This window comes from Streptomyces sp. NPDC005576, assembly GCF_042871745.1.
Lineage (GTDB): Bacteria > Actinomycetota > Actinomycetes > Streptomycetales > Streptomycetaceae > Streptomyces.
Genome location: NZ_JBIAJC010000020.1, coordinates 1 through 17,846, shown reverse-complemented (window position 1 = coordinate 17,846; position 17,846 = coordinate 1). Strand labels below are relative to the sequence as shown.

The window sequence follows — 17,846 nt, the reverse complement described above, 5'->3', positions numbered from 1 at the left end:
ACGGTGCTACGAAGTAGCACCGCCAGTCACTACGGCCGTTTGACAACAGCATTAGGAAGCGTCCACCGTCACCGAGAAGGAGAACCGGTCGCCCCGGTAGTGGATGCGGGCCACGTCGACCACCCGGCCGTCGGCGTCGTAGGTGACGCCGGTGAAGTGCAGGATCGGGCTGAGCAGTGGCACCCGCAGCAGCGCGGCGGTGGTGGGGTCGGCGAGCCGGGCCTCCACGGTGTCGGTGATCCGGGATATGGAGACCCCCGCCATGTCCCGCAGGATCTTCGTCATCGGCCACCGCTCCAGATCGGCGGCGTCGAACCGGGCGGCGACCTCCGGGCGTACCGTGTTCTCGGCCCAGTTGACGGGCTCACCGGTCACCGCGTCGCAGCGCAGCCGCCGGTAGCCGACCACCTCGGCGCAGTCCGGGAAAAGGGACGCCAGCTCGCCGGGCACGGCGCCGGGCCCGTGGCCGAGGACGGTCGTCCGCTCGCCCGACTGCTGGGCCACGATCGCGTCGACGGACCCGAGCACCCGTACCGGCTGGACCCGTCTGGCCCGGGGCTCGATGAAGGTGCCGTGCCGCCGGCGCCGGCTGATCAGGCCCTCCGACTCCAGCTCCTTCAGCGCCTGGCGCATGGTCAGGACGCCGACCCCGTAATGCGCGGCGAGCCGCTCCTCGGTCGGCAGCCGGGGAGGGGCGTCGTGCGGGCGGCCGAGTATCGAGGCGCGCAGCGACTGCGAGACCTGGTACCAGAGCGGGAGCTTCCCGTTGAGTACCAGCGAGTCCGGCGCGAAGGAAGCCACCCGGACCGGCTCCGGCACCCCGGCGGCCGACTCTCCGGCAGGCGATTCCCCGGCGGCCGATGCGTCCCCATCGGCCGGGTCCTCGTCCGTGCGTGCCGCCGTCATCCCGTCCCCCTGACTCGTACGCGCTCGTTCGCACCGGGACGCACCCGTACGGTGCACCGACCCGTACGGCGCCCCGCCTCGCACGGCCGGCCGGACAGTGCGTCCATGGCTTCTATGGCCGGAAGTTGCTGTCCAGACCCTGCCACACCTCGTCGTAACCGCGCTGCAGATGGGGGGCGTCGGCAGCCTGAGCGGTGAGTGTGAGCGGCCTGCGCGTCTCGAACATGAACGCCAGCCCGTCGTCGATCCGCTGCGGCACCAGCTCCGCCGCGCTCGCCCGGTCGAAGGTCTCCCGGTCCGGGCCGTGCGCCGACATCATGTTGTGCAGTGAGCCACCGCCCGGCACGAAACCACCCGCCTTCGCGTCGTAGGCGCCCTCGATCAGCCCCATGTACTCGCTCATCACATTGCGGTGGAAGTAGGGCGGCCGGAACGTGTCCTCGCCGACCAGCCAGCGCGGGGCGAAGACCACGAAGTCGACGTCGGCCAGCCCGGGGGTGTCGGTCGGCGAGGTCAGCACGGTGAAGACCGACGGGTCGGGGTGGTCGTAGCTGATGGTGCCGATGACGTTGAAGCGGCGCAGGTCGTAGACGTACGGCGTGTGGCTGCCGTGCCAGGCGACGACGTCCAGCGGGGAGTGGTCGTACACCGCCGTCCAGAGGTTGCCGCAGAACTTGTTGATCACTTCGAACGGCCCCCGGCGGTCCTCGTAGGCCGCGACCGGGGCGCGGAAGTCCCGTGCGTTGGCGAGGCCGTTGGCGCCGATCGGGCCCAACTCCGGCAGCTGGAAGGGGCTGCCGTAGTTCTCGCAGACGTATCCGCGGGCGGTCGCGTCGAGGAGCTCGACCCGGAAGCGCACTCCGCGCGGGACGAGCGCCACCTCGCCGGGCGCGACGCGCAACAGGCCCAGTTCGGTGCGGAGCAGCAGCGCGCCCTGCTCCGGGACGATCAGCAGTTCACCGTCGGAGTCGCTGAACACGCGCTCCGTCATGGAGGAGTTGGCGCTGTAGAGGTGCACCGCCATACCCGTGCGGCCGGCCGCGTCGCCGTTGCCGCCGAGGGTCCAGAGTCCGGAGACGAAGTCGGTACCGGCGGAGGGGGCGGGCAGCGGGTCCCAGCGGAGCCGGTTGGGGTCGGGCACGGACTCGGTGAAGGGCGCGGAACGCAGCGCGCCGTTGTCGGTGCGGACGAACGCCGGATGCGCGGCGGAGGGCCGGATCCGGTACAGCCAGGAGCGGTGGTTACGGGCGCGGGGCTCGGTGAACGCGGAGCCGCTGAGCTGCTCCGCGTACAGCCCGAGCGGCGCGCGCTGGGGGGAGTTGCGCCCGTGCGGCAGCGCGCCCGGCACCGCCTCGGAGCTGTGCTCGTTGCCGAAACCGGTGGAGTACGCCAGCGGCCCGCCGGGTCCGCCCGGTGCCCCCGCGGCACCGCTGCCTCCGGCGCCCCCCGTACCGCGCCCGTCGTCCAAGTGCCGCGTGCCGTCCGTACCGTTCATACCGCTGCTCCCGGTGGAGAGACGGGCCCCGCGGCCCTCGGGGACGCGCGGGAACCGTGGAGAGTGAATCCTATGGACCACCGTAGGAATGGGGAAGGAGCGCGTCAACGTCCATCGCCGCGCACCCGGGGGTTCCGGATGCACCCGCACGGCGCCGGGCGGCTCCCGCGCCCGGTCCGGGCCGCCTGCCCGGGCCGCCCCGCGCGCACGGACGGCATGATGGGGCCGTGGCCCACCCGAAACCGAACCTGCGCCGCACCCCCGTCCAGCAGCGCTCTGCCGAACGGCTCACCCGGATACTCGACGCCTGCGCCGCGCTCCTCGACGAAGCCGGCTTCGAGGAACTGTCCACCCGTGCCGTCGCCGTCCGCGCCGACGTGCCCATCGGCTCCGTCTACCGCTTCTTCCCCAACAAGCGCGCCCTGGTCGACGCGCTCGCGGTGCGCAACCTCAACCACTACACCGAGAACCTGACCGCCCGGCTCGCAGCCGTCCCCGCGGCCGACTGGCGGGGTGCGATCGACGTCGTACTCGACGAGTACCTGGCGATGCGGCGTGCGGTTCCCGGCTTCGCCCAGGTCGACTTCGGGGCCGCCGCGCACGACGACGACCCGCAGCACCAGGCGAACCACCGGCTGGCGGACCGGCTCGCCGGACTCCTCGCGGGGCACCTCGGCGGCAGCCCGGACGAAGACCTGCGGCGAGCCATCCTGGTCGGCGTGGAGGCGGCCGACGCCACCCTCCAACTCGCTTTCCGCGCAGATCCGTCCGGCGATCCGGCGATCGTCGCGGAGATCCGGGTGCTGCTCCACGCCTACCTCGCGCGGGTGCTCGACTGACGGCGGCGCAGCCGGCTCCCGCCGGCGGCGCCGGGCACAGGCCGCTCCCGGGGCCCGCGCCCAGGGCCTCACCGGCCGGTGCCGGGCACGGGCCGCGTCCGGGGGCTCCCCGGCATGCGTACCGGTCGGTATGCTCACGCTGACCCAGTCGCTCCCCGGGGAGGCCCCGTGTCCGCCAACTCCCGTACCACACTTCGCATCTGCCCGCTCTGCGAGGCCACCTGCGGGCTGACCCTCACCATCGAGGGGACCACCGTCACCGGAGTGCGCGGGGACCGTGAGGACGTCTTCAGCAGGGGCTTCATCTGCCCCAAGGGGGCCGCCTTCGGCGGTCTCGACGCCGACCCCGACCGGCTCCGCACCCCGCTCGTCCGCCGCGGGGGCGAACTGCGCGAGGCGACCTGGGAGGAAGCCTTCGACACCATCGCCGCCCGCTTCCGCGCGGTCACCGGCGCCCACGGACCGCAGAGCGCCGGGCTCGTCCTCGGCAACCCCAACGTCCACACCATGGCCGGCGGCCTCTACCCGCCCCTCCTCGTCGCCGCGTTGCGCACCCGCAACGTCTTCAGCGCCAGCACCCTCGACCAGATGCCCAAGCACGTCTCCAGCGGGCTGCTCTTCGGCGACGCCAACGCCATCCCGGTACCCGATCTCGACCGCACCGGCCATCTGCTGCTCATCGGCGCCAACCCGATGGAATCCAACGGGAGTCTCTGCACCGCGCCCGACTTCCCCGGCCGGCTCAAGGCGCTGCTCGCCCGGGGCGGCACGCTCACCGTCGTCGACCCGCGCCGCACCCGTACGGCCAAGCTCGCCGGACGCCACCTCGCGATCCGGCCCGGCGCGGACGCCCTGCTCCTCGCCGCACTCGCCCACGTACTCGTCGAGGAGAAGCTCGCCGCCCCCGGAGCGCTCGCCGGACACCTGGACGGACTCGACCGGCTCGGCGACGCACTGGCGGACTTCACCCCGGAGGCGGTCGCCGGACCCTGCGACCTGGCCCCGGCCACCATCCGCACCGTCGCGCGAGAACTCGCCGCCGCGCCGACCGCCGCCGTCTACGCGCGCATCGGCAGCTGCACCGTCGCGCACGGCACCCTCGCCAGCTGGCTGGTGGACGTCCTCAACATCCTCACCGGCAACCTCGACCGCCCCGGCGGCGCCCTCTTCCCGCTCGCCGCCACCGCGCGCGCCCCGCGCCCGGCCGGCCCCGGCAAGGGCTTCGCCCTCGGCCGCTGGCGCAGCAGGGTCTCCGGACACCCCGAGGCCAAGGGCGAACTCCCCATGGCGGCCCTGGCGGAGGAGATCGACACCCCCGGCGAGGGCCGCATCCGCGCCCTCGTGGTGCTCGCCTCCAACCCGGTGCTCTCCGCCCCGGACGGCGACCGGCTCGACCGCGCGCTCACCGACGGGCTCGACTTCATGGTCAGCGTCGATCCGTACCTCAACGAGACCTCCCGTCACGCCGACGTCGTCCTGCCCCCGCCGCCACCCTCCCGCTCCGCCCACTTCGACTTCGCCCTGAACACCCTCGCCGTGCGCAACCAGGTCCGCTACACCCGCCCGGCCGTACCGCTGGACGAAGGGGCCCTCGACGAGAGCGAGATCCTCGCCCGGCTGATCCTCGCCGTCGGCGGCATGCACGGGGCGCCGCCGGAAACGGTCGACGAACGCGCCGTCACCGCCGCACTCGACCGGGCCGGAGCGCCGGGAGAGCTCGCCGGGCAGCTCTCGGGCACCACGGGCCCCGAACGCCGGCTCGACCTGATGCTGCGGCTGGGCCCGTACGACCTCACCCTGGACGACCTGCTCGCCCGTCCGCACGGCATCGACCTCGGCCCGCTGCGCCCCCGGCTCCCCGAAGTCCTCCGGACCCGCAGCGGGCGGATCGAACTCCTCCCGGAACCGCTCGCCGCCGACCTCGGGCGACTGCGGGCGGCGCTCGGCGACACCCCGGCCCCGCTGGTCCTGGTGGGCCGCCGCCACCTGCGCTCCAACAACAGCTGGATGCACAACATCCCGGCGCTGGCCGGCGGAACGAACACCTGCACCCTCCAGATCCACCCCGAGGACGCGCACCGGATCGGCCTCACGGACGGCGCGACCGCCCGGATCGAAGCGGCCGGGGGCGCGATCGAGGCACCGGCCGAGATCACCGACACGGTCCGCGCCGGAGTGGTGAGCCTGCCGCACGGCTGGGGGCACGGCCGCCCCGGCACCCGGATCGCGGTCGCCGCCGCCCGACCGGGTGCCAACGTCAACCAGTTGCTCGACGGCACCCTCCTCGACCCCCTCTCGGGGACCGCCGTCCTCAACGGCTTCCCCGTCATGGTGACGGCGGCACGGTGACGGGGCCGCGGTGACGGCGGCGAGTCGACGGCTGAACGGAAGGGGCGGCGGGCAGTGCGTCGGGTGGCGTGGACACCCCGTCGCCGACGCCGCCCCCGCCGCCGGGCGCAGTCGTCAACTCCCCTGATCCCAGACCGAAAAGATTGCGACAACCGGAACCGTACGTGGCACTTGCGGCCCAGTGCGCAACTGTCGTCGCAACCTTCGCGCGAGTCATTCACACACCCCGCACCGTGGGTTAACTTCAGGCCACGCAGCCGCTCCCCACCGTGCAGCCGCATCACTTTTCCCTGGGCGGAACCCTCATGACTCGCGCGATCTCTCTGCAGGACATCAGCAAGACGTACGGACGGGGTCCGCGTGCAGTGGACCACTTCTCGCTCGACATCGCTCCCGGTGAGTTCGTGGTGCTGCTCGGCCCCTCGGGCTGCGGCAAGTCCACCGTCCTGCGGATGATCGCGGGGCTGGAGGAGGCCACCGAGGGGGAGATCCTGCTCGACGGCGAACCGGCCTCCCATCTCCAGCCCCGCGAACGGGGCATGGCGATGGTCTTCCAGAACTTCGCCCTCTACCCGAGCATGACGAACCGGGGCAACATCGGCTTCCCGCTGAAGCTCCAGAACCCGCGCGAGGACAACACCGAGCAGATCGAGGCCACCGCGCGGATGCTGGGCATCGAGGGCGTCCTCGACCGTTACCCGGGCCAGCTCTCCGGTGGTGAACGCCAGCGCGTCGCCATGGGCCGGGCCATCTCCCGCCGCCCCTCGGTCTTCCTGATGGACGAGCCGCTCTCCAACCTCGATGCCAAGCTCCGCAACCACCTGCGCGCCGAAATCGCCCAGCTGACGAAGGAGTTGGGCGTCACCACCGTCTACGTCACGCACGACCAGTCCGAGGCGATGTCCCTCGGCGACCGGGTCGCCGTGCTGCGCGGTGGAGTGCTCCAGCAGGTCAGTTCCCCGCGCGAGGTGTACGCGCTGCCCGAGAACGTCTTCGTCGCCGCCTTCATCGGTACCCCCCGGATCAACCTCCTCCAGGCCGTCGTCCACGCACCGCTCGAAGGCCGGATGTCGCTCGACCTGGGACGCCAACGCCTCGCCCTGCCCGAACCGCTCAGCACGGACCACCAGTTGCTCCGCATCCAGCAGGGCCGCAGGATCATCGTCGGACTGCGCTCCGAGGCCGTACGGATCGCACCGCCGAGCCAGGCCCGCCCCGGCGAGGTGGCGCTCGGCGGCATCGTCCAGCACGTGGAGTACCAGGGCCACGAGGCACTGGTACACCTCAGCACCGGCTCGCAGCCGGCCGTGGTGCCCGACCTGGAGTCCGCCCGCCCGGAGGCACCCACACGCCGGCGCCGCGCGGCGGGCGGCCGGGCGGGAGGAGCCGCCCGCGGCGACTCCGGGCACTCCTCGCGCGGCGGGCGCCGGGAGGGCACCACCTGGGCCCGGGGCGGTGGCCTCGGTGTACTGGAACGCCTCCGCGAGAAGGCCGGCCACATCAGCGGACCGGTCGTCGCGCTCGGCGAACCTCCCCGCGACGGGCAGGGGTACGCCGTGAGTGGCCCCGACCGCCCGGCCGTCAGCCCCGGCGACCTCGTCGTGCGCACCAGCCCGGACATGCGGCTGCGCACCGGCGGCCAGGTACCCCTCCTGGTGGACCTGGCGCACCTGTACGTCTTCGACCACCAGGGGCGGCGGATCTGCCCGCTGCCCAGGGACGTGCCGGGGCTGGACGTCTGAGCGGACCGCCCGTACGTACCAGCGCCAGCACGGGGGTGCACGGGCCGGGGCGGGGCATGGCCTGCTCCGTGGCCGCGCCGCACGCGATGCCCCCGTCCGCACCCGTACCGTCCGCAACCCGTACCGCCCGAGGGCGGCGTGACCCGGCACCGAGCCGGAGAGCGCCGCCCGTCGGCATTTCCCCCTCCCGTCCACGACCCGCGCGGCGCCCGCGTGACGCGCGTCTCCGGCCCCTGCCCGTACCGGCTCTGGCGCACAAAAACTAACAGCGCTAGTTTGGTCCTCCGGCGACCAGGCACGAACGGCCGGGTACGGACGATCACGTACGGACGACCACGTACGGACGGCCGGCCACGGACGGCCAGGTCGCGCGAGAGGTGTCGGACGTTCCGGTCCGGCGACGACGAGCGGGCGGCCCGCACGCGGGCAGGCGCCGCAAGCCCGGGAGGAACAGCCCATGAAGGCCCACGACGGGATGTACATCGGCGGCGCATGGCGGCCCGCCGAGGGCCGCGACACCATCGCGGTCGTGAACCCGGCCGACGAGCAGGTCATCGCCCACGTGCCCGCGGGCACGGCCGCCGACGTGGACGCCGCCGTACGCGCCGCGCGCACCGCTTTCCCCGGCTGGGCGGCCACCCCGCCCGCCGAACGCGCCGCACGGCTCGCCGCCCTGCGGGACGTCCTCGCGGCCCGCACGGAGGAGATCGCCACGACGATCACCGCCGAACTCGGCTCCCCGCTCCGGCTCTCGCAGACCGTGCACGCGGGCGTGCCGGTCCTGGTGGCCGGTTCGTACGCCGAACTCGCCGCCACGTACGCCTTCGAGGAGAAACTCGGCAACTCCACCGTGCTGCACGAGCCGGTCGGGGTCGTCGGCGCCATCACCCCCTGGAACTACCCGCTGCACCAGATCGTCGCCAAGGTGGCCCCCGCACTGGCCGCCGGCTGCACCGTCGTCCTCAAGCCCGCCGAGGACACCCCGCTGACCGCGCAGATCTTCGCCGAGGCGACCGAGGAGGCCGGGATTCCGGCCGGCGTCTTCAACCTGGTCACCGGGGTCGGTCCGGTCGCCGGGCAGGCACTCGCCGAGCACCCCGGGGTGGACCTGGTCTCCTTCACCGGCTCCACGGCCGTCGGCCGGTCGATCGGTGCCACCGCGAGCGGCGCCGTCAAGCGCGTCGCGCTGGAACTGGGCGGCAAGTCCGCCAACGTGATCCTGCCCGGCGCCGACCTCACCAGGGCCGTCAGCGTCGGTGTCGCCAACGTGATGTCCAACTCCGGCCAGACGTGCAGCGCGTGGACCCGGATGCTGGTGGACGCGGAGCGGTACGAGGAAGCGGTGGCGCTCGCGGGTGCGGCCGTCGCCAAGTACGTGCCCGGGGAGCGGATCGGCCCTCTCGTCAACGCCAAGCAGCAAGAACGGGTGCGGAGTTACATCGAGAAGGGCATCGCGGAAGGCGCCCGGCTCGTCGCCGGCGGCCCCGACTCCCCGCGGGAGGAGGGTTATTACGTCCGCCCCACGGTCTTCGCCGACGTCACCCCGGACATGACCATCGCCCAGGAGGAGATCTTCGGCCCCGTCCTCTCCATCCTCCGGTACGAGGACGAGGAGGACGCCCTCCGGATCGCCAACGGCACCGTCTACGGCCTGGCCGGCGCGGTCTGGGCGGCCGACGACGAGCGGGCCGTCGCCTTCGCCCGCCGGATGGAGACCGGCCAGGTCGACATCAACGGCGGCCGGTTCAACCCGCTGGCCCCCTTCGGCGGGTACAAGCAGTCGGGCGTCGGCCGCGAACTGGGCCCGCACGGTCTCGCCGAGTACCTCCAGACGAAGTCCTTCCAGTTCTGAACTCCGGCCGCGTGCCGTCCGGTACACCCAGTCCCTCGCCGGTCCCCGCCCGGGCCCGGCCCACCACACGAGGAGCCGTCCGTGGTTCGCGCCGCCGTACTGCCCGCCGTCCATGCACCGCTGGAGATCACCGACATCGAGCTGCCGGAGACCGGTCCGGGCCAGGTGAAGGTGAGCCTGGCCGCCGCCGGGGTCTGCCACTCCGACCTGTCCCTGAGCAACGGCACCATGCGCCTGCCGGTGCCCTGCGTACTCGGCCACGAAGGCGCGGGCACCGTGCTGGAGGTCGGCGAGGGCGTCGACCACGTCGTCCCGGGAGACGCGGTCGTCCTCAACTGGGCCCCCTCCTGCGGAACGTGCCACCCCTGCCGGCTCGGCGAGGTCTGGCTCTGCGCCGACGCGCTGAAGGGCGCCGCGAACGTCCACGCCCGCCTCGCGGACGGCACCGAGCTCCACCCCGGCCTGAACGTCGCCGCGTTCGCACAGGAGACCCTCGTCGCCGCGAACTGCGTACTGCCCGCACCCCCGGGCATCCCGCTCACCGACGCGGCCCTCCTCGGCTGCGCGGTGCTCACCGGCTACGGCGCGGTCCACCACTCCGCGAGGGTGCGCGCGGGGGAGACGGTGGCCGTCTTCGGGATCGGCGGGGTCGGCCTTGCCGTGCTCCAGTCGGCGCGCATCGCCGGGGCCTCCCGGATCATCGCGGTGGACGTCACGCCGGAGAAGGAGGAGCTGGCCCGCCTGGCCGGCGCCACCGATTACGTCGTCGCCTCCGCCACCACCCCGCGCGAGATCCGCAAGCTCACCGACGGGGCGGGCACGGACGTGGCCGTGGAGTGCGTGGGCCGCGCGCAGACCATCCGTACCGCCTGGGAGTCCACCCGCAGGGGCGGCCGCACCACCGTCGTCGGCATCGGCGCCAAGGACCAGGACGTCACGTTCAACGCCCTGGAGATCTTCCACTGGGGGCGCTCCCTGACCGGGTGCGTGTACGGCAACAGCGACCCGGAGCGCGACCTGCCGGTGCTCGCCGAGCACATCCGCGCGGGCCGCTTCGACGTGTCGATGATGGTCACCGAGCGGATCTCGCTCGACGGCATCCCCGCCGCCTTCGAGAACATGATCGCCGGAAAGGGCGGCCGGGCCCTGGTCACCTTCTGAGGCCGCCCGTACCCGGCCGCCCGTACCCCCTGGGGCACGGGCGGCCGGCGGCGGGACCCGTGGGGTCCCCGCGGTCCGGTCAGCGCACCGGGGCGTCGGCCCGTTCCACCTTCTGGGTGGCGTTGAGGGCGCGGTAGGAGCGGACCCACGCGGCCGTGGCGTCCTGACGGGTCTTGTCGGAGACCGCGTAGTAGTCCATCTGCGAGCGCGCGGCGGTCCCGTCGAGGACTCCGTAGCCGTGGCCGTCCATCCCTCGTCTTCGAAGGGAATCCCGGCCTTCAGGCCGGGAGGGAGTTCGATCCCGAGGGCGGAGGCGCGCAGCGCCGGTGTGCTGTGCGCCTTGGTCGGTAACGGTCAGCCGGGGCGCTTCTGGTTCTCGATGTACTCCTTCACCACCGACAGCGGTGCGCCACCGCAGGACCGGGCCCGGGCGACCGTCGTACCGGAGGCGACCGTCCGGGAGAAGGCCCTGTCCTCGGCGGTCTCCCAGCCGACCGCGGTGTCCGCGCCGAGACCGGAACCGGGCACGGCGTCCGGGGAGGGCGTGATACGGGTCCACAGGAGGACGCCGTCGGGGAGCGGATCGCCGGAGGCGACACCGTGCAGGAAGGCCGGTCCGCCGGCGGACCGGGCGGCGGTCGCGCCGAGGAGCACGGGGACGGCGACGGCCGTGGCGGCGACCGCCTTGACGACCGTACGACGGGTGGGCGCGGGAACGTGTTGTGTGGTCGCGGGCGCACACGCTACTGACGGGTACGGCCAACCGGTGGACGAACGGGAGAAGTTCGCCGAGCCGTCGCGATCCGGTGGCTCACCGTTGTTCCGGCGGTGCTGCCGACGGGGCCGCCGGTGGTGCGGGGCGCCTTCGCGAGGATCAGTCACACGGCCGCGGAAAGGCTCTCAGGCCTTCGGCGGCCTCGGTGCGAGCAACCGGGCGTCCGCCTCGCCCACTTCGAAGAGCCGGGACGCCGGCCCGACGATCAGCGGGTCCGGGGTGCCGACCACGGACGTGTCCTTGCCCGGGTAGTCGAAGCGGTCCAGCACGTGCCGCATCGCCTCCAGCCGCGCCCGCTTCTTGTCGTTGCTCTTCACCACCGTCCAGGGCGCGTCGGCCGTGTCCGTGTGGAAGAGCATCAGCTCCTTGGCCTCGGTGTACGCGTCCCACTGGTCGAGCGACGCCAGGTCGACCGGGCTCAGCTTCCAGCGGCGGACCGGGTCGATCTGCCGGATCATGAACCGGTTGCGCTGCTCGTTGCGGGAGACCGAGAACCAGAACTTCACGATGTGGATGCCGTCGCGCACCAGCATCCGCTCGAACCCAGGGGCCTGGTGCATGAATTCCAGGTACTCGCGGGTGGTGCAGAACCCCATCACCCGCTCCACCCCGGCCCGGTTGTACCAGGACCGGTCGAAGAGGACGATCTCGCCCGCCGTCGGGAGGTGCACCGCGTACCGCTGGAAGTACCACTGGGAACGCTCGCGTTCGGTCGGCTTCTCCAGGGCCACCACCCGGGCACCGCGCGGGTTGAGGTGCTCGGTGAACCGCTTGATGGTGCCGCCCTTGCCCGCGGCGTCCCGCCCCTCGAAGACGATCACCAGCCGCTCGCCGTGCTCCTTCACCCAGTGCTGGAGCTTGATCAGCTCGATCTGGAGGGCCCGCTTGCGCTTGTCGTACACCTTGCGGCCGAGCTTCTCCGGGTACGGGTAGTCCTCCCGCCAGGCGTCCCGGGCGTGGCCCTCGGGGGTGACCAGCTCCGGGTCGTCGTCGCCCCGGTCGCGGACCCCGAAACCCGCCAGGTCCGGTCCGCCGAACCGGGCGGCGCGAGCCGCCTGCGTCTGCGCCTGGGGCTGTGCCTGGGGCTGTGCCTGGGGCTGTGCCTGCGCCTGGGTCCCCGCCTGCCGGGCTCGCGCCCGCCTCCGCGACTCAGACCCGCCCGGTTTCCTGCTTCTCGACGCCATCGGGGGTTCCCTCCACCGGCTCCGCCACGATCTTCCGCGTCCGCCCAGTCTGCGGACGGGTCCGGGAGACCGCCACCCCTGCCAGACAGAGCAGGCCGCCGAGGACGGAGAGCGCGGCCGGTACCTCGTCGAGCATCAGCCACGACATCAGCACCACGAGAGCGGGCACCGCGTAGGTGGTGGCGCCCATCCGGCCCGCCGTGGTGCGCGCCAGCGCGTACGCCCAGGTGGTGAAGGCGAGCGCGGTCGGGAAGACGCCCAGGTAGATCATGTTGAGGGTGGCGGAGAGTGGGGCGTCCGCGGCCTCGTGGACCAGCACCCCGGTGAACGGAAGGCACCCCGCCGCGCCGATCAGGCAGCCGAAGGCGGTGACCTGGAGGGGCGAGCCGTGCCGGAGCGCCGGCTTCTGTGCGACCACGCCGGCCGCGTACGCGATGGCGGCGACGAAGCAGAGCAGCACCCCGAGCACCGAGGAACCGCCGTGGCCCGACATGGACAGACCGACGACGGCGGCGCCCGCGAAGGAGACCCCCATGCCCCCGAGCAGCCGGCGCGGCAACCCTTCGCCCAGCAGCCGCGCGCCGAGCAGCGCGATCAGGATCGGTCCGACGTTCACCACCATCGCGGCGGTCCCCGCGTCGACCTCCTGCTCACCCCAGTTGAGCACCACCATGTAGAGCCCGAACCAGAGGAGCCCGGAGACGACGATGCCGGGCCAGGCGCCGCGTGCCGGCAGCCCCTCGCGGCGTACGAGCAACAGGGCGACGAGCACCACGGAACCCGCCAGCAACCGGCCGAGGGCGAGGGCGCCGGGGGAGTAGGCATCCCCCGCGCTGCGGATGGAGACGAACGCGGTCGCCCACAGCAGGACGGTGACACAGGCGGCGGCGACGGCCCGCCGGTCGGGGCCGGAGCGGGGCGGAGAGGCAGGTATGGGCGGTGTGGTCATGTGATGAAGGTACGGTGCCCGGGGTTCGGCCCGCACCGAACGGTCGCGGGCGGGAGTGCGCAGGTTGCCAGGTCAGCGGCTTACGGGGAAGGCGGCCGGGTGCCGGTCCTGGTGCGGTCCAGTTGGGCGTACTGGAGTGCGAGCCCGTCGAGCAGCGCCCGCAGCCCCGTCTCAAAGGCACCCTCGTCCACCTGCTGGCGCCGCTCGGCGAGGAGGTGGGCCTGGCCGAGGTGCGGGTAGTCGGCGGGGTCGTAAGCCGTCTCGTCGTCCACGAAACCCCGCGCGAAGGAGCCCAGCGCGGAACCGGTGACGAAGTACCGCATCAGCGCCCCGATGTACGTGGCCTGGGCGCGCGGCCAGCCCGCGTCCACCATCGCGCCGAACACCGCGTCGGCCACCCGCAGCCCGGCGGGCCGCCGCCCGGGGCCCTGGGCCAGGACCGGCACGATGTGCGGATGCGCCGCGAGCGCGGCGCGGTAGGAGACGGCCCAGTCGTGCAGGGAGCAGCGCCAGTCGCGCGGATCGTCCGCGTCGAACATCCCCAGATCGACCTGGGCGGACACCGCGTCGGCGACCGCGTCGAGGATCTCGTCCTTGTTCCGGAAGTGGTTGTACAGCGAGGGCCCGCTGACCCCCAGCTCGGCGGCGAGCCGCCGGGTGGAGACGGCGCCGAGACCCTCCGCGTCCACGAGCGCGCCCGCCGCCTCGACGATCCGTTCTCTGCTCAGGAGGGGGGTGCGAGGTCGGGCCATGCGGCACATCGTAGGGCCTGCGACGGGAGGCCCGGCTACCTCGCCCCGTGTGGGCGGCGGGACGGAAGGGGCGGTCCACGTGAGGACCGGGAGGGCTTGCGCCTTCCGGCCGTGCGGCACATAGTGGGCTGCGACAAGAAACTAGCAGTGCTAATTAACGCCCCGGGGGATCGATGATCCGGCGGGCGCGCTGTCCGACGCGGAGGAGCGAAGCGCGATGAACCTGGAGCTCATCGAGGAACAGGAAGCCGTCCGCCGGCTGGCCAGGGACTTCGTGACCCGTGAGGTCACCCCGCACGTCGCCGCCTGGGACCGTGCCGAGAGTGTCGACAAATCGATCGTGAAGAAACTGGGCGACCTGGGATTCCTCGGGCTCACCGTGCCCGAGGAGTACGGCGGCTCGGGTGGGGACCACCTCGCCTACTGCCTGGTCACCGAGGAGCTGGGCCGCGGTGACTCCTCGGTGCGCGGCATCGTCTCCGTCTCCCTCGGACTGGTCGCCAAGACCATCGCCTCCTGGGGGGACGCGGAGCAGAAGCAGCGCTGGCTGCCCGGACTCACCGCCGGCGACCTGATCGGCTGCTTCGGCCTCACCGAGCCCGGCACCGGTTCGGACGCGGGGAACCTGGCGACGAAGGCCGTCCGCGACGGCGACGACTACGTCATCGACGGCACCAAGATGTTCATCACCAACGGCACCTGGGCCGACGTGGTGCTGCTCTTCGCCCGCACGAACGACACCCCGGGCCACAAGGGTGTCTCCGCCTTCCTGGTGCCCACCGACACCCCCGGCCTCAGCCGCAACACCGTCCACGGCAAGCTCGGCCTGCGGGGCCAGGCCACCGCCGAACTGGTCCTGGAGGGCGTCAGGGTCCCCGCGTCCGCGCTGATGGGCCCCGAGGGCAAGGGGTTCTCGATCGCGATGTCCGCGCTGGCCAAGGGACGCATGTCGGTGGCCGCCGGGTGCGTGGGGATCGCGCAGGCGGCGCTGGACGCGGCGGTCGCCTACGCGGGCGAGCGGCAGCAGTTCGGCAAGCCCATCGCGAGCTACCAGCTGGTCCAGGAACTCATCAGCGACATCGCCGTGGACGTCGACGCCGCCCGCCTCCTCACCTGGCGGGTCGCCGATCTGGTCGACCGGGGCGAGCCCTTCGCCACCGCTGCCTCCCAGGCCAAGCTCTTCGCCTCGGAAGCGGCGGTCCGCTCCGCCAACAACGCCCTCCAGGTGTTCGGCGGGTACGGCTACATCGACGAGTACCCGGTGGGCAAACTGGTCCGCGACGCCCGGGTGATGACGCTCTACGAGGGCACCAGCCAGATCCAGAAGCTGATCATCGGCCGCGCGCTGACCGGGATCTCCGCCTTCTGACCGCCGCTCCTCCCCGGCCGCCGCACCGGGCCTGAGTACGGAGTGAGTACGGGCACGGATGCGGCGTCCCGCCGTGCGGGCGGAAGCTCGGGGCATGAGCGACACGACATCGGTCAAGCAGCAGAACACCGGCGCCTACTACGGCCAGGCCGTCGCCTCCTTCGGGGTGGCGATGGGCGCCGTGGCCATCGGCGTCTTCTTCCTCGACGCGGACGCCTGGGTGCGGGGTTTCCTCGCCATCGGCGTCCTCTACCTCGTCACCTCGTGCTTCACCCTCGCCAAGGTCATCCGTGACCGCCAGGAGGAGGGCCGGATCGTCAGCCGCGTCGACCAGGCGCGGCTGGAGAAGATCCTCGCCGAGCACGACCCCTTCCAGAAGATCTGACCGCCGACGGACGCGCGGGTCCGGCCCGCACGCCTCCCCGCCCCTCGATGTCCCCGGAAAGCCGGGCGATCTCGGGGGGCGTACCCGTTCCACCACTCCCCACCTCCCCCGTGCGCGCGGGCGGCGCTATCCTGCGGGCGAGATCCTAAGCGCTTGCTCAGGGTCGGGGTATGGTGTTCGTCCGGTGGACGGAGAGGGGCGCGTGACGATGGGTACGGCGGAGGAGACCGACGGCCAGGAGACGCCGTGGGGCGAAGTGACCCCCGAGGCCGCCCGGCGGCTCCTCGTGGCGGCGGTCGAGGCCTTCGCCGAACGCGGCTACCACGCGACGACCACCCGTGACATCGCCGGCCGGGCCGGCATGAGCCCCGCGGCCCTCTACATCCACTACAAGACGAAGGAAGAGCTGCTCCACCGGATCAGCCGCATCGGCCACGACCGCGCGCTCTCCCTGCTGGAGGCGGCCGCCGACGGCGAAGGCACCGCCCCGGACCGGCTCGCCCTGGCCGTACGGGCCTTCGTCCACTGGCACGCCGAACGCTTCGCGACGGCACGGGTGGTGCAGTACGAACTCGACGCGCTGAGCGACGAGCACCGTGCCGAGATCATCGAACTGCGGCGGCGCACCGACGCGGTGATGCGGCGGATCATCAAGGACGGTGTGGCCACCGGGGAGTTCGACGTTCCCGACGTGCCCGGCACCGCGCTCGCCGTGCTCTCGCTCTGCGTCGACGTCTCGCGCTGGTTCAACGCCCAGGGCAGCCGCACGCCCGAGGAGGTCGGCGCGCTCTACGTCGACCTGGTGCTGCGCATGGTCGGCGCCCCGAAGTAGGGCCCGGTGCGAGGCCCCGGTGCGCGAGGCCGGACGCGCGTTCCGCCGGAACCGCCGCGCGCCCGGGGCCGATCCGAGCCGTCGCTCAGAAGTAGTACCGGGACACCGACTCGGCGACGCAGGCCGGCTTCTCGCCGCCCTCGCGCTCCACGGTGACGACCGCCGTGATCTGCACCCCGCCGCCCGCCTCCTCGACGGACTTCAGCACGGCGGTCGCCCGCAGCCGGGAACCGACCGGGACCGTGGAGGGGAAACGGACCTTGTTGGTGCCGTAGTTGATGCCCATCTTCGCGCCCTCCACCGCCATGACCTGCGGGACGAGTGTCGGCAGCAGGGAGAGCGTCAGGTACCCGTGGGCGATCGTCGTGCCGAACGGGCCGGCCGCCGCGCGCTCCGGATCGACGTGGATCCACTGGTGGTCGCCGGTCGCTTCCGCGAACTGGTCGATCCGCTTCTGGTCGATCTCCAGCCAGTCGCTGTGCCCCAACTGCTCGCCCACACCGTCGCGCAGCTCCTGTGCGGAGGTGAAGATCTTCGGCTCTGCCATGGTCCTGGTCCTGCCTTCCGGCTCACTGCTCGATGTCTAAGCGCTTGCTCAGCATGGAGTGGGCACCGGCTCCTGTCAACGAAGCGGGGAGCGCGGTCGCGCGCAGTAAATTCGGGGTGTGCCCCAGATTCCCCACTCGCTCCACGAACTCACCGTCGGCCAACTCGCCGCACGCAGCGGCGCGGCCGTCTCCGCCCTGCACTTCTACGAGTCCAAGGGACTGATATCCAGCCGCCGCACCAGCGGCAACCAGCGTCGCTACGGCAGGGACGCGCTCCGGCGGGTCGCCTTCGTGCGCGCGGCCCAACGGGTCGGCATCCCGCTGGCCACCATCCGTGAGGCACTCGCCGAACTCCCGGAGGGGCGCACGCCCACCCGGGAGGACTGGGCCCGGCTCTCCGGGGTGTGGCGTGCCGAGCTGGACGAGCGCATCGCGCAGCTCGGCCGGCTGCGCGACCATCTGACCGACTGCATCGGCTGCGGCTGCCTCTCGCTGGAGAACTGCGTGCTCTCCAATCCGGACGACATCTCCGGCGAACGAATGGCCGGTTCCCGACTGATGCCGGAGCGCCGGACCGCCCCGGAGTCGCGCGACTGACGCCCGGGGACGGGGGCGGGGGGGTGCCTCTATGTCGTTCGTCAAGCCTGCTTTGTCGGTTTCGGGGGTTTTGGTCCTGTTCATGCGGCGAGGGTGACGGTCGGAATTCGT

At 72.6% G+C, this 17,846-nt stretch carries 16 protein-coding genes and 1 pseudogene; 9 read left to right on the top strand and 8 right to left on the bottom strand.

Annotation, left to right across the window (positions count from 1 at the left end):
- Nucleotides 1–51 precede the first annotated feature (51 nt).
- On the bottom strand, nt 52–906 hold the full coding sequence (locus ACFYPN_RS29420; RefSeq protein ID WP_358761914.1) for a GntR family transcriptional regulator: 855 nt from the start codon (nt 904–906) through the stop codon (nt 52–54).
- A 112-nt stretch (nt 907–1,018) separates the two neighbouring features.
- Entirely contained in the window at nt 1,019–2,401 is a 1,383-nt protein-coding gene (gene hmgA / locus ACFYPN_RS29415) for a homogentisate 1,2-dioxygenase (RefSeq protein WP_389302418.1), read from the bottom strand.
- 227 nt (nt 2,402–2,628) lie between these two features.
- Between hmgA and ACFYPN_RS29410 the strand changes: the two genes are divergently transcribed.
- The 5 genes from ACFYPN_RS29410 to ACFYPN_RS29390 all read left to right on the top strand — a co-directional run bounded on the left by ACFYPN_RS29410 (nt 2,629) and on the right by ACFYPN_RS29390 (nt 10,344).
- A complete protein-coding gene (locus ACFYPN_RS29410) occupies nt 2,629–3,240 on the top strand; it encodes a TetR/AcrR family transcriptional regulator (protein ID WP_358761918.1) in 612 nt (203 codons plus the stop codon).
- 168 nt (nt 3,241–3,408) lie between these two features.
- On the top strand, nt 3,409–5,589 hold the full coding sequence (locus ACFYPN_RS29405; RefSeq protein ID WP_358761936.1) for a molybdopterin-dependent oxidoreductase: 2,181 nt from the start codon (nt 3,409–3,411) through the stop codon (nt 5,587–5,589).
- Nucleotides 5,590–5,894: 305 nt separating this feature from the next.
- Nucleotides 5,895–7,331, top strand: coding sequence for an ABC transporter ATP-binding protein (locus ACFYPN_RS29400; protein ID WP_358761938.1), 1,437 nt, complete (start codon nt 5,895–5,897; stop codon nt 7,329–7,331).
- 457 nt (nt 7,332–7,788) lie between these two features.
- Nucleotides 7,789–9,183 (top strand): aldehyde dehydrogenase family protein, encoded by a 1,395-nt coding sequence (locus ACFYPN_RS29395; RefSeq protein WP_358761940.1) that lies wholly within the window; start codon nt 7,789–7,791, stop codon nt 9,181–9,183.
- Between the two features lie 81 nt (nt 9,184–9,264).
- On the top strand, nt 9,265–10,344 hold the full coding sequence (locus ACFYPN_RS29390; protein WP_358761942.1) for a Zn-dependent alcohol dehydrogenase: 1,080 nt from the start codon (nt 9,265–9,267) through the stop codon (nt 10,342–10,344).
- Nucleotides 10,345–10,423: 79 nt separating this feature from the next.
- Here ACFYPN_RS29390 and ACFYPN_RS29385 read toward each other — a convergent pair whose 3' ends face one another.
- The 5 genes and pseudogenes from ACFYPN_RS29385 to ACFYPN_RS29365 all read right to left on the bottom strand — a co-directional run bounded on the left by ACFYPN_RS29385 (nt 10,424) and on the right by ACFYPN_RS29365 (nt 14,004).
- Nucleotides 10,424–10,594 (bottom strand): hypothetical protein, encoded by a 171-nt coding sequence (locus ACFYPN_RS29385; RefSeq protein WP_389302413.1) that lies wholly within the window; start codon nt 10,592–10,594, stop codon nt 10,424–10,426.
- A 167-nt stretch (nt 10,595–10,761) separates the two neighbouring features.
- Nucleotides 10,762–11,067 (bottom strand): annotated as a pseudogene (locus ACFYPN_RS29380) (PhoD-like phosphatase N-terminal domain-containing protein); the annotation flags it as partial.
- Between the two features lie 177 nt (nt 11,068–11,244).
- Complete coding sequence (gene ppk2 / locus ACFYPN_RS29375; RefSeq protein ID WP_358761944.1) at nt 11,245–12,303, bottom strand: polyphosphate kinase 2; 1,059 nt, start codon at nt 12,301–12,303, stop codon at nt 11,245–11,247.
- Nucleotides 12,269–13,252 (bottom strand): DMT family transporter, encoded by a 984-nt coding sequence (locus ACFYPN_RS29370; protein ID WP_358761946.1) that lies wholly within the window; start codon nt 13,250–13,252, stop codon nt 12,269–12,271. Before ACFYPN_RS29370 ends, ppk2 begins: the two co-directional genes overlap by 35 nt.
- Before the next feature lie 80 nt (nt 13,253–13,332).
- Nucleotides 13,333–14,004: a TetR/AcrR family transcriptional regulator gene (locus tag ACFYPN_RS29365; RefSeq protein WP_358761948.1), complete on the bottom strand. Its 672-nt coding sequence runs from the start codon at nt 14,002–14,004 to the stop codon at nt 13,333–13,335.
- A 217-nt stretch (nt 14,005–14,221) separates the two neighbouring features.
- Between ACFYPN_RS29365 and ACFYPN_RS29360 the strand changes: the two genes are divergently transcribed.
- The 3 genes from ACFYPN_RS29360 to ACFYPN_RS29350 all read left to right on the top strand — a co-directional run bounded on the left by ACFYPN_RS29360 (nt 14,222) and on the right by ACFYPN_RS29350 (nt 16,590).
- The gene (locus ACFYPN_RS29360) at nt 14,222–15,373 is read left to right on the top strand and encodes an acyl-CoA dehydrogenase family protein (RefSeq protein WP_358761950.1); all 1,152 of its coding nucleotides are present in this window, start codon (nt 14,222–14,224) and stop codon (nt 15,371–15,373) included.
- A gap of 94 nt (nt 15,374–15,467) precedes the next feature.
- Nucleotides 15,468–15,758 (top strand): YiaA/YiaB family inner membrane protein, encoded by a 291-nt coding sequence (locus ACFYPN_RS29355; protein ID WP_358761952.1) that lies wholly within the window; start codon nt 15,468–15,470, stop codon nt 15,756–15,758.
- Nucleotides 15,759–15,966: 208 nt separating this feature from the next.
- Complete coding sequence (locus tag ACFYPN_RS29350) at nt 15,967–16,590, top strand: TetR/AcrR family transcriptional regulator (protein WP_358762051.1); 624 nt, start codon at nt 15,967–15,969, stop codon at nt 16,588–16,590.
- Between the two features lie 85 nt (nt 16,591–16,675).
- Here ACFYPN_RS29350 and ACFYPN_RS29345 read toward each other — a convergent pair whose 3' ends face one another.
- Nucleotides 16,676–17,137 carry a MaoC family dehydratase gene (locus tag ACFYPN_RS29345; RefSeq protein ID WP_327174914.1) on the bottom strand — a complete coding sequence of 154 codons (462 nt, stop codon included), beginning with the start codon at nt 17,135–17,137 and terminating at the stop codon, nt 16,676–16,678.
- A gap of 118 nt (nt 17,138–17,255) precedes the next feature.
- Between ACFYPN_RS29345 and soxR the strand changes: the two genes are divergently transcribed.
- Nucleotides 17,256–17,735 carry a redox-sensitive transcriptional activator SoxR gene (gene soxR, locus ACFYPN_RS29340; RefSeq protein WP_389302406.1) on the top strand — a complete coding sequence of 160 codons (480 nt, stop codon included), beginning with the start codon at nt 17,256–17,258 and terminating at the stop codon, nt 17,733–17,735.
- Nucleotides 17,736–17,846: the final 111 nt, after the last annotated feature.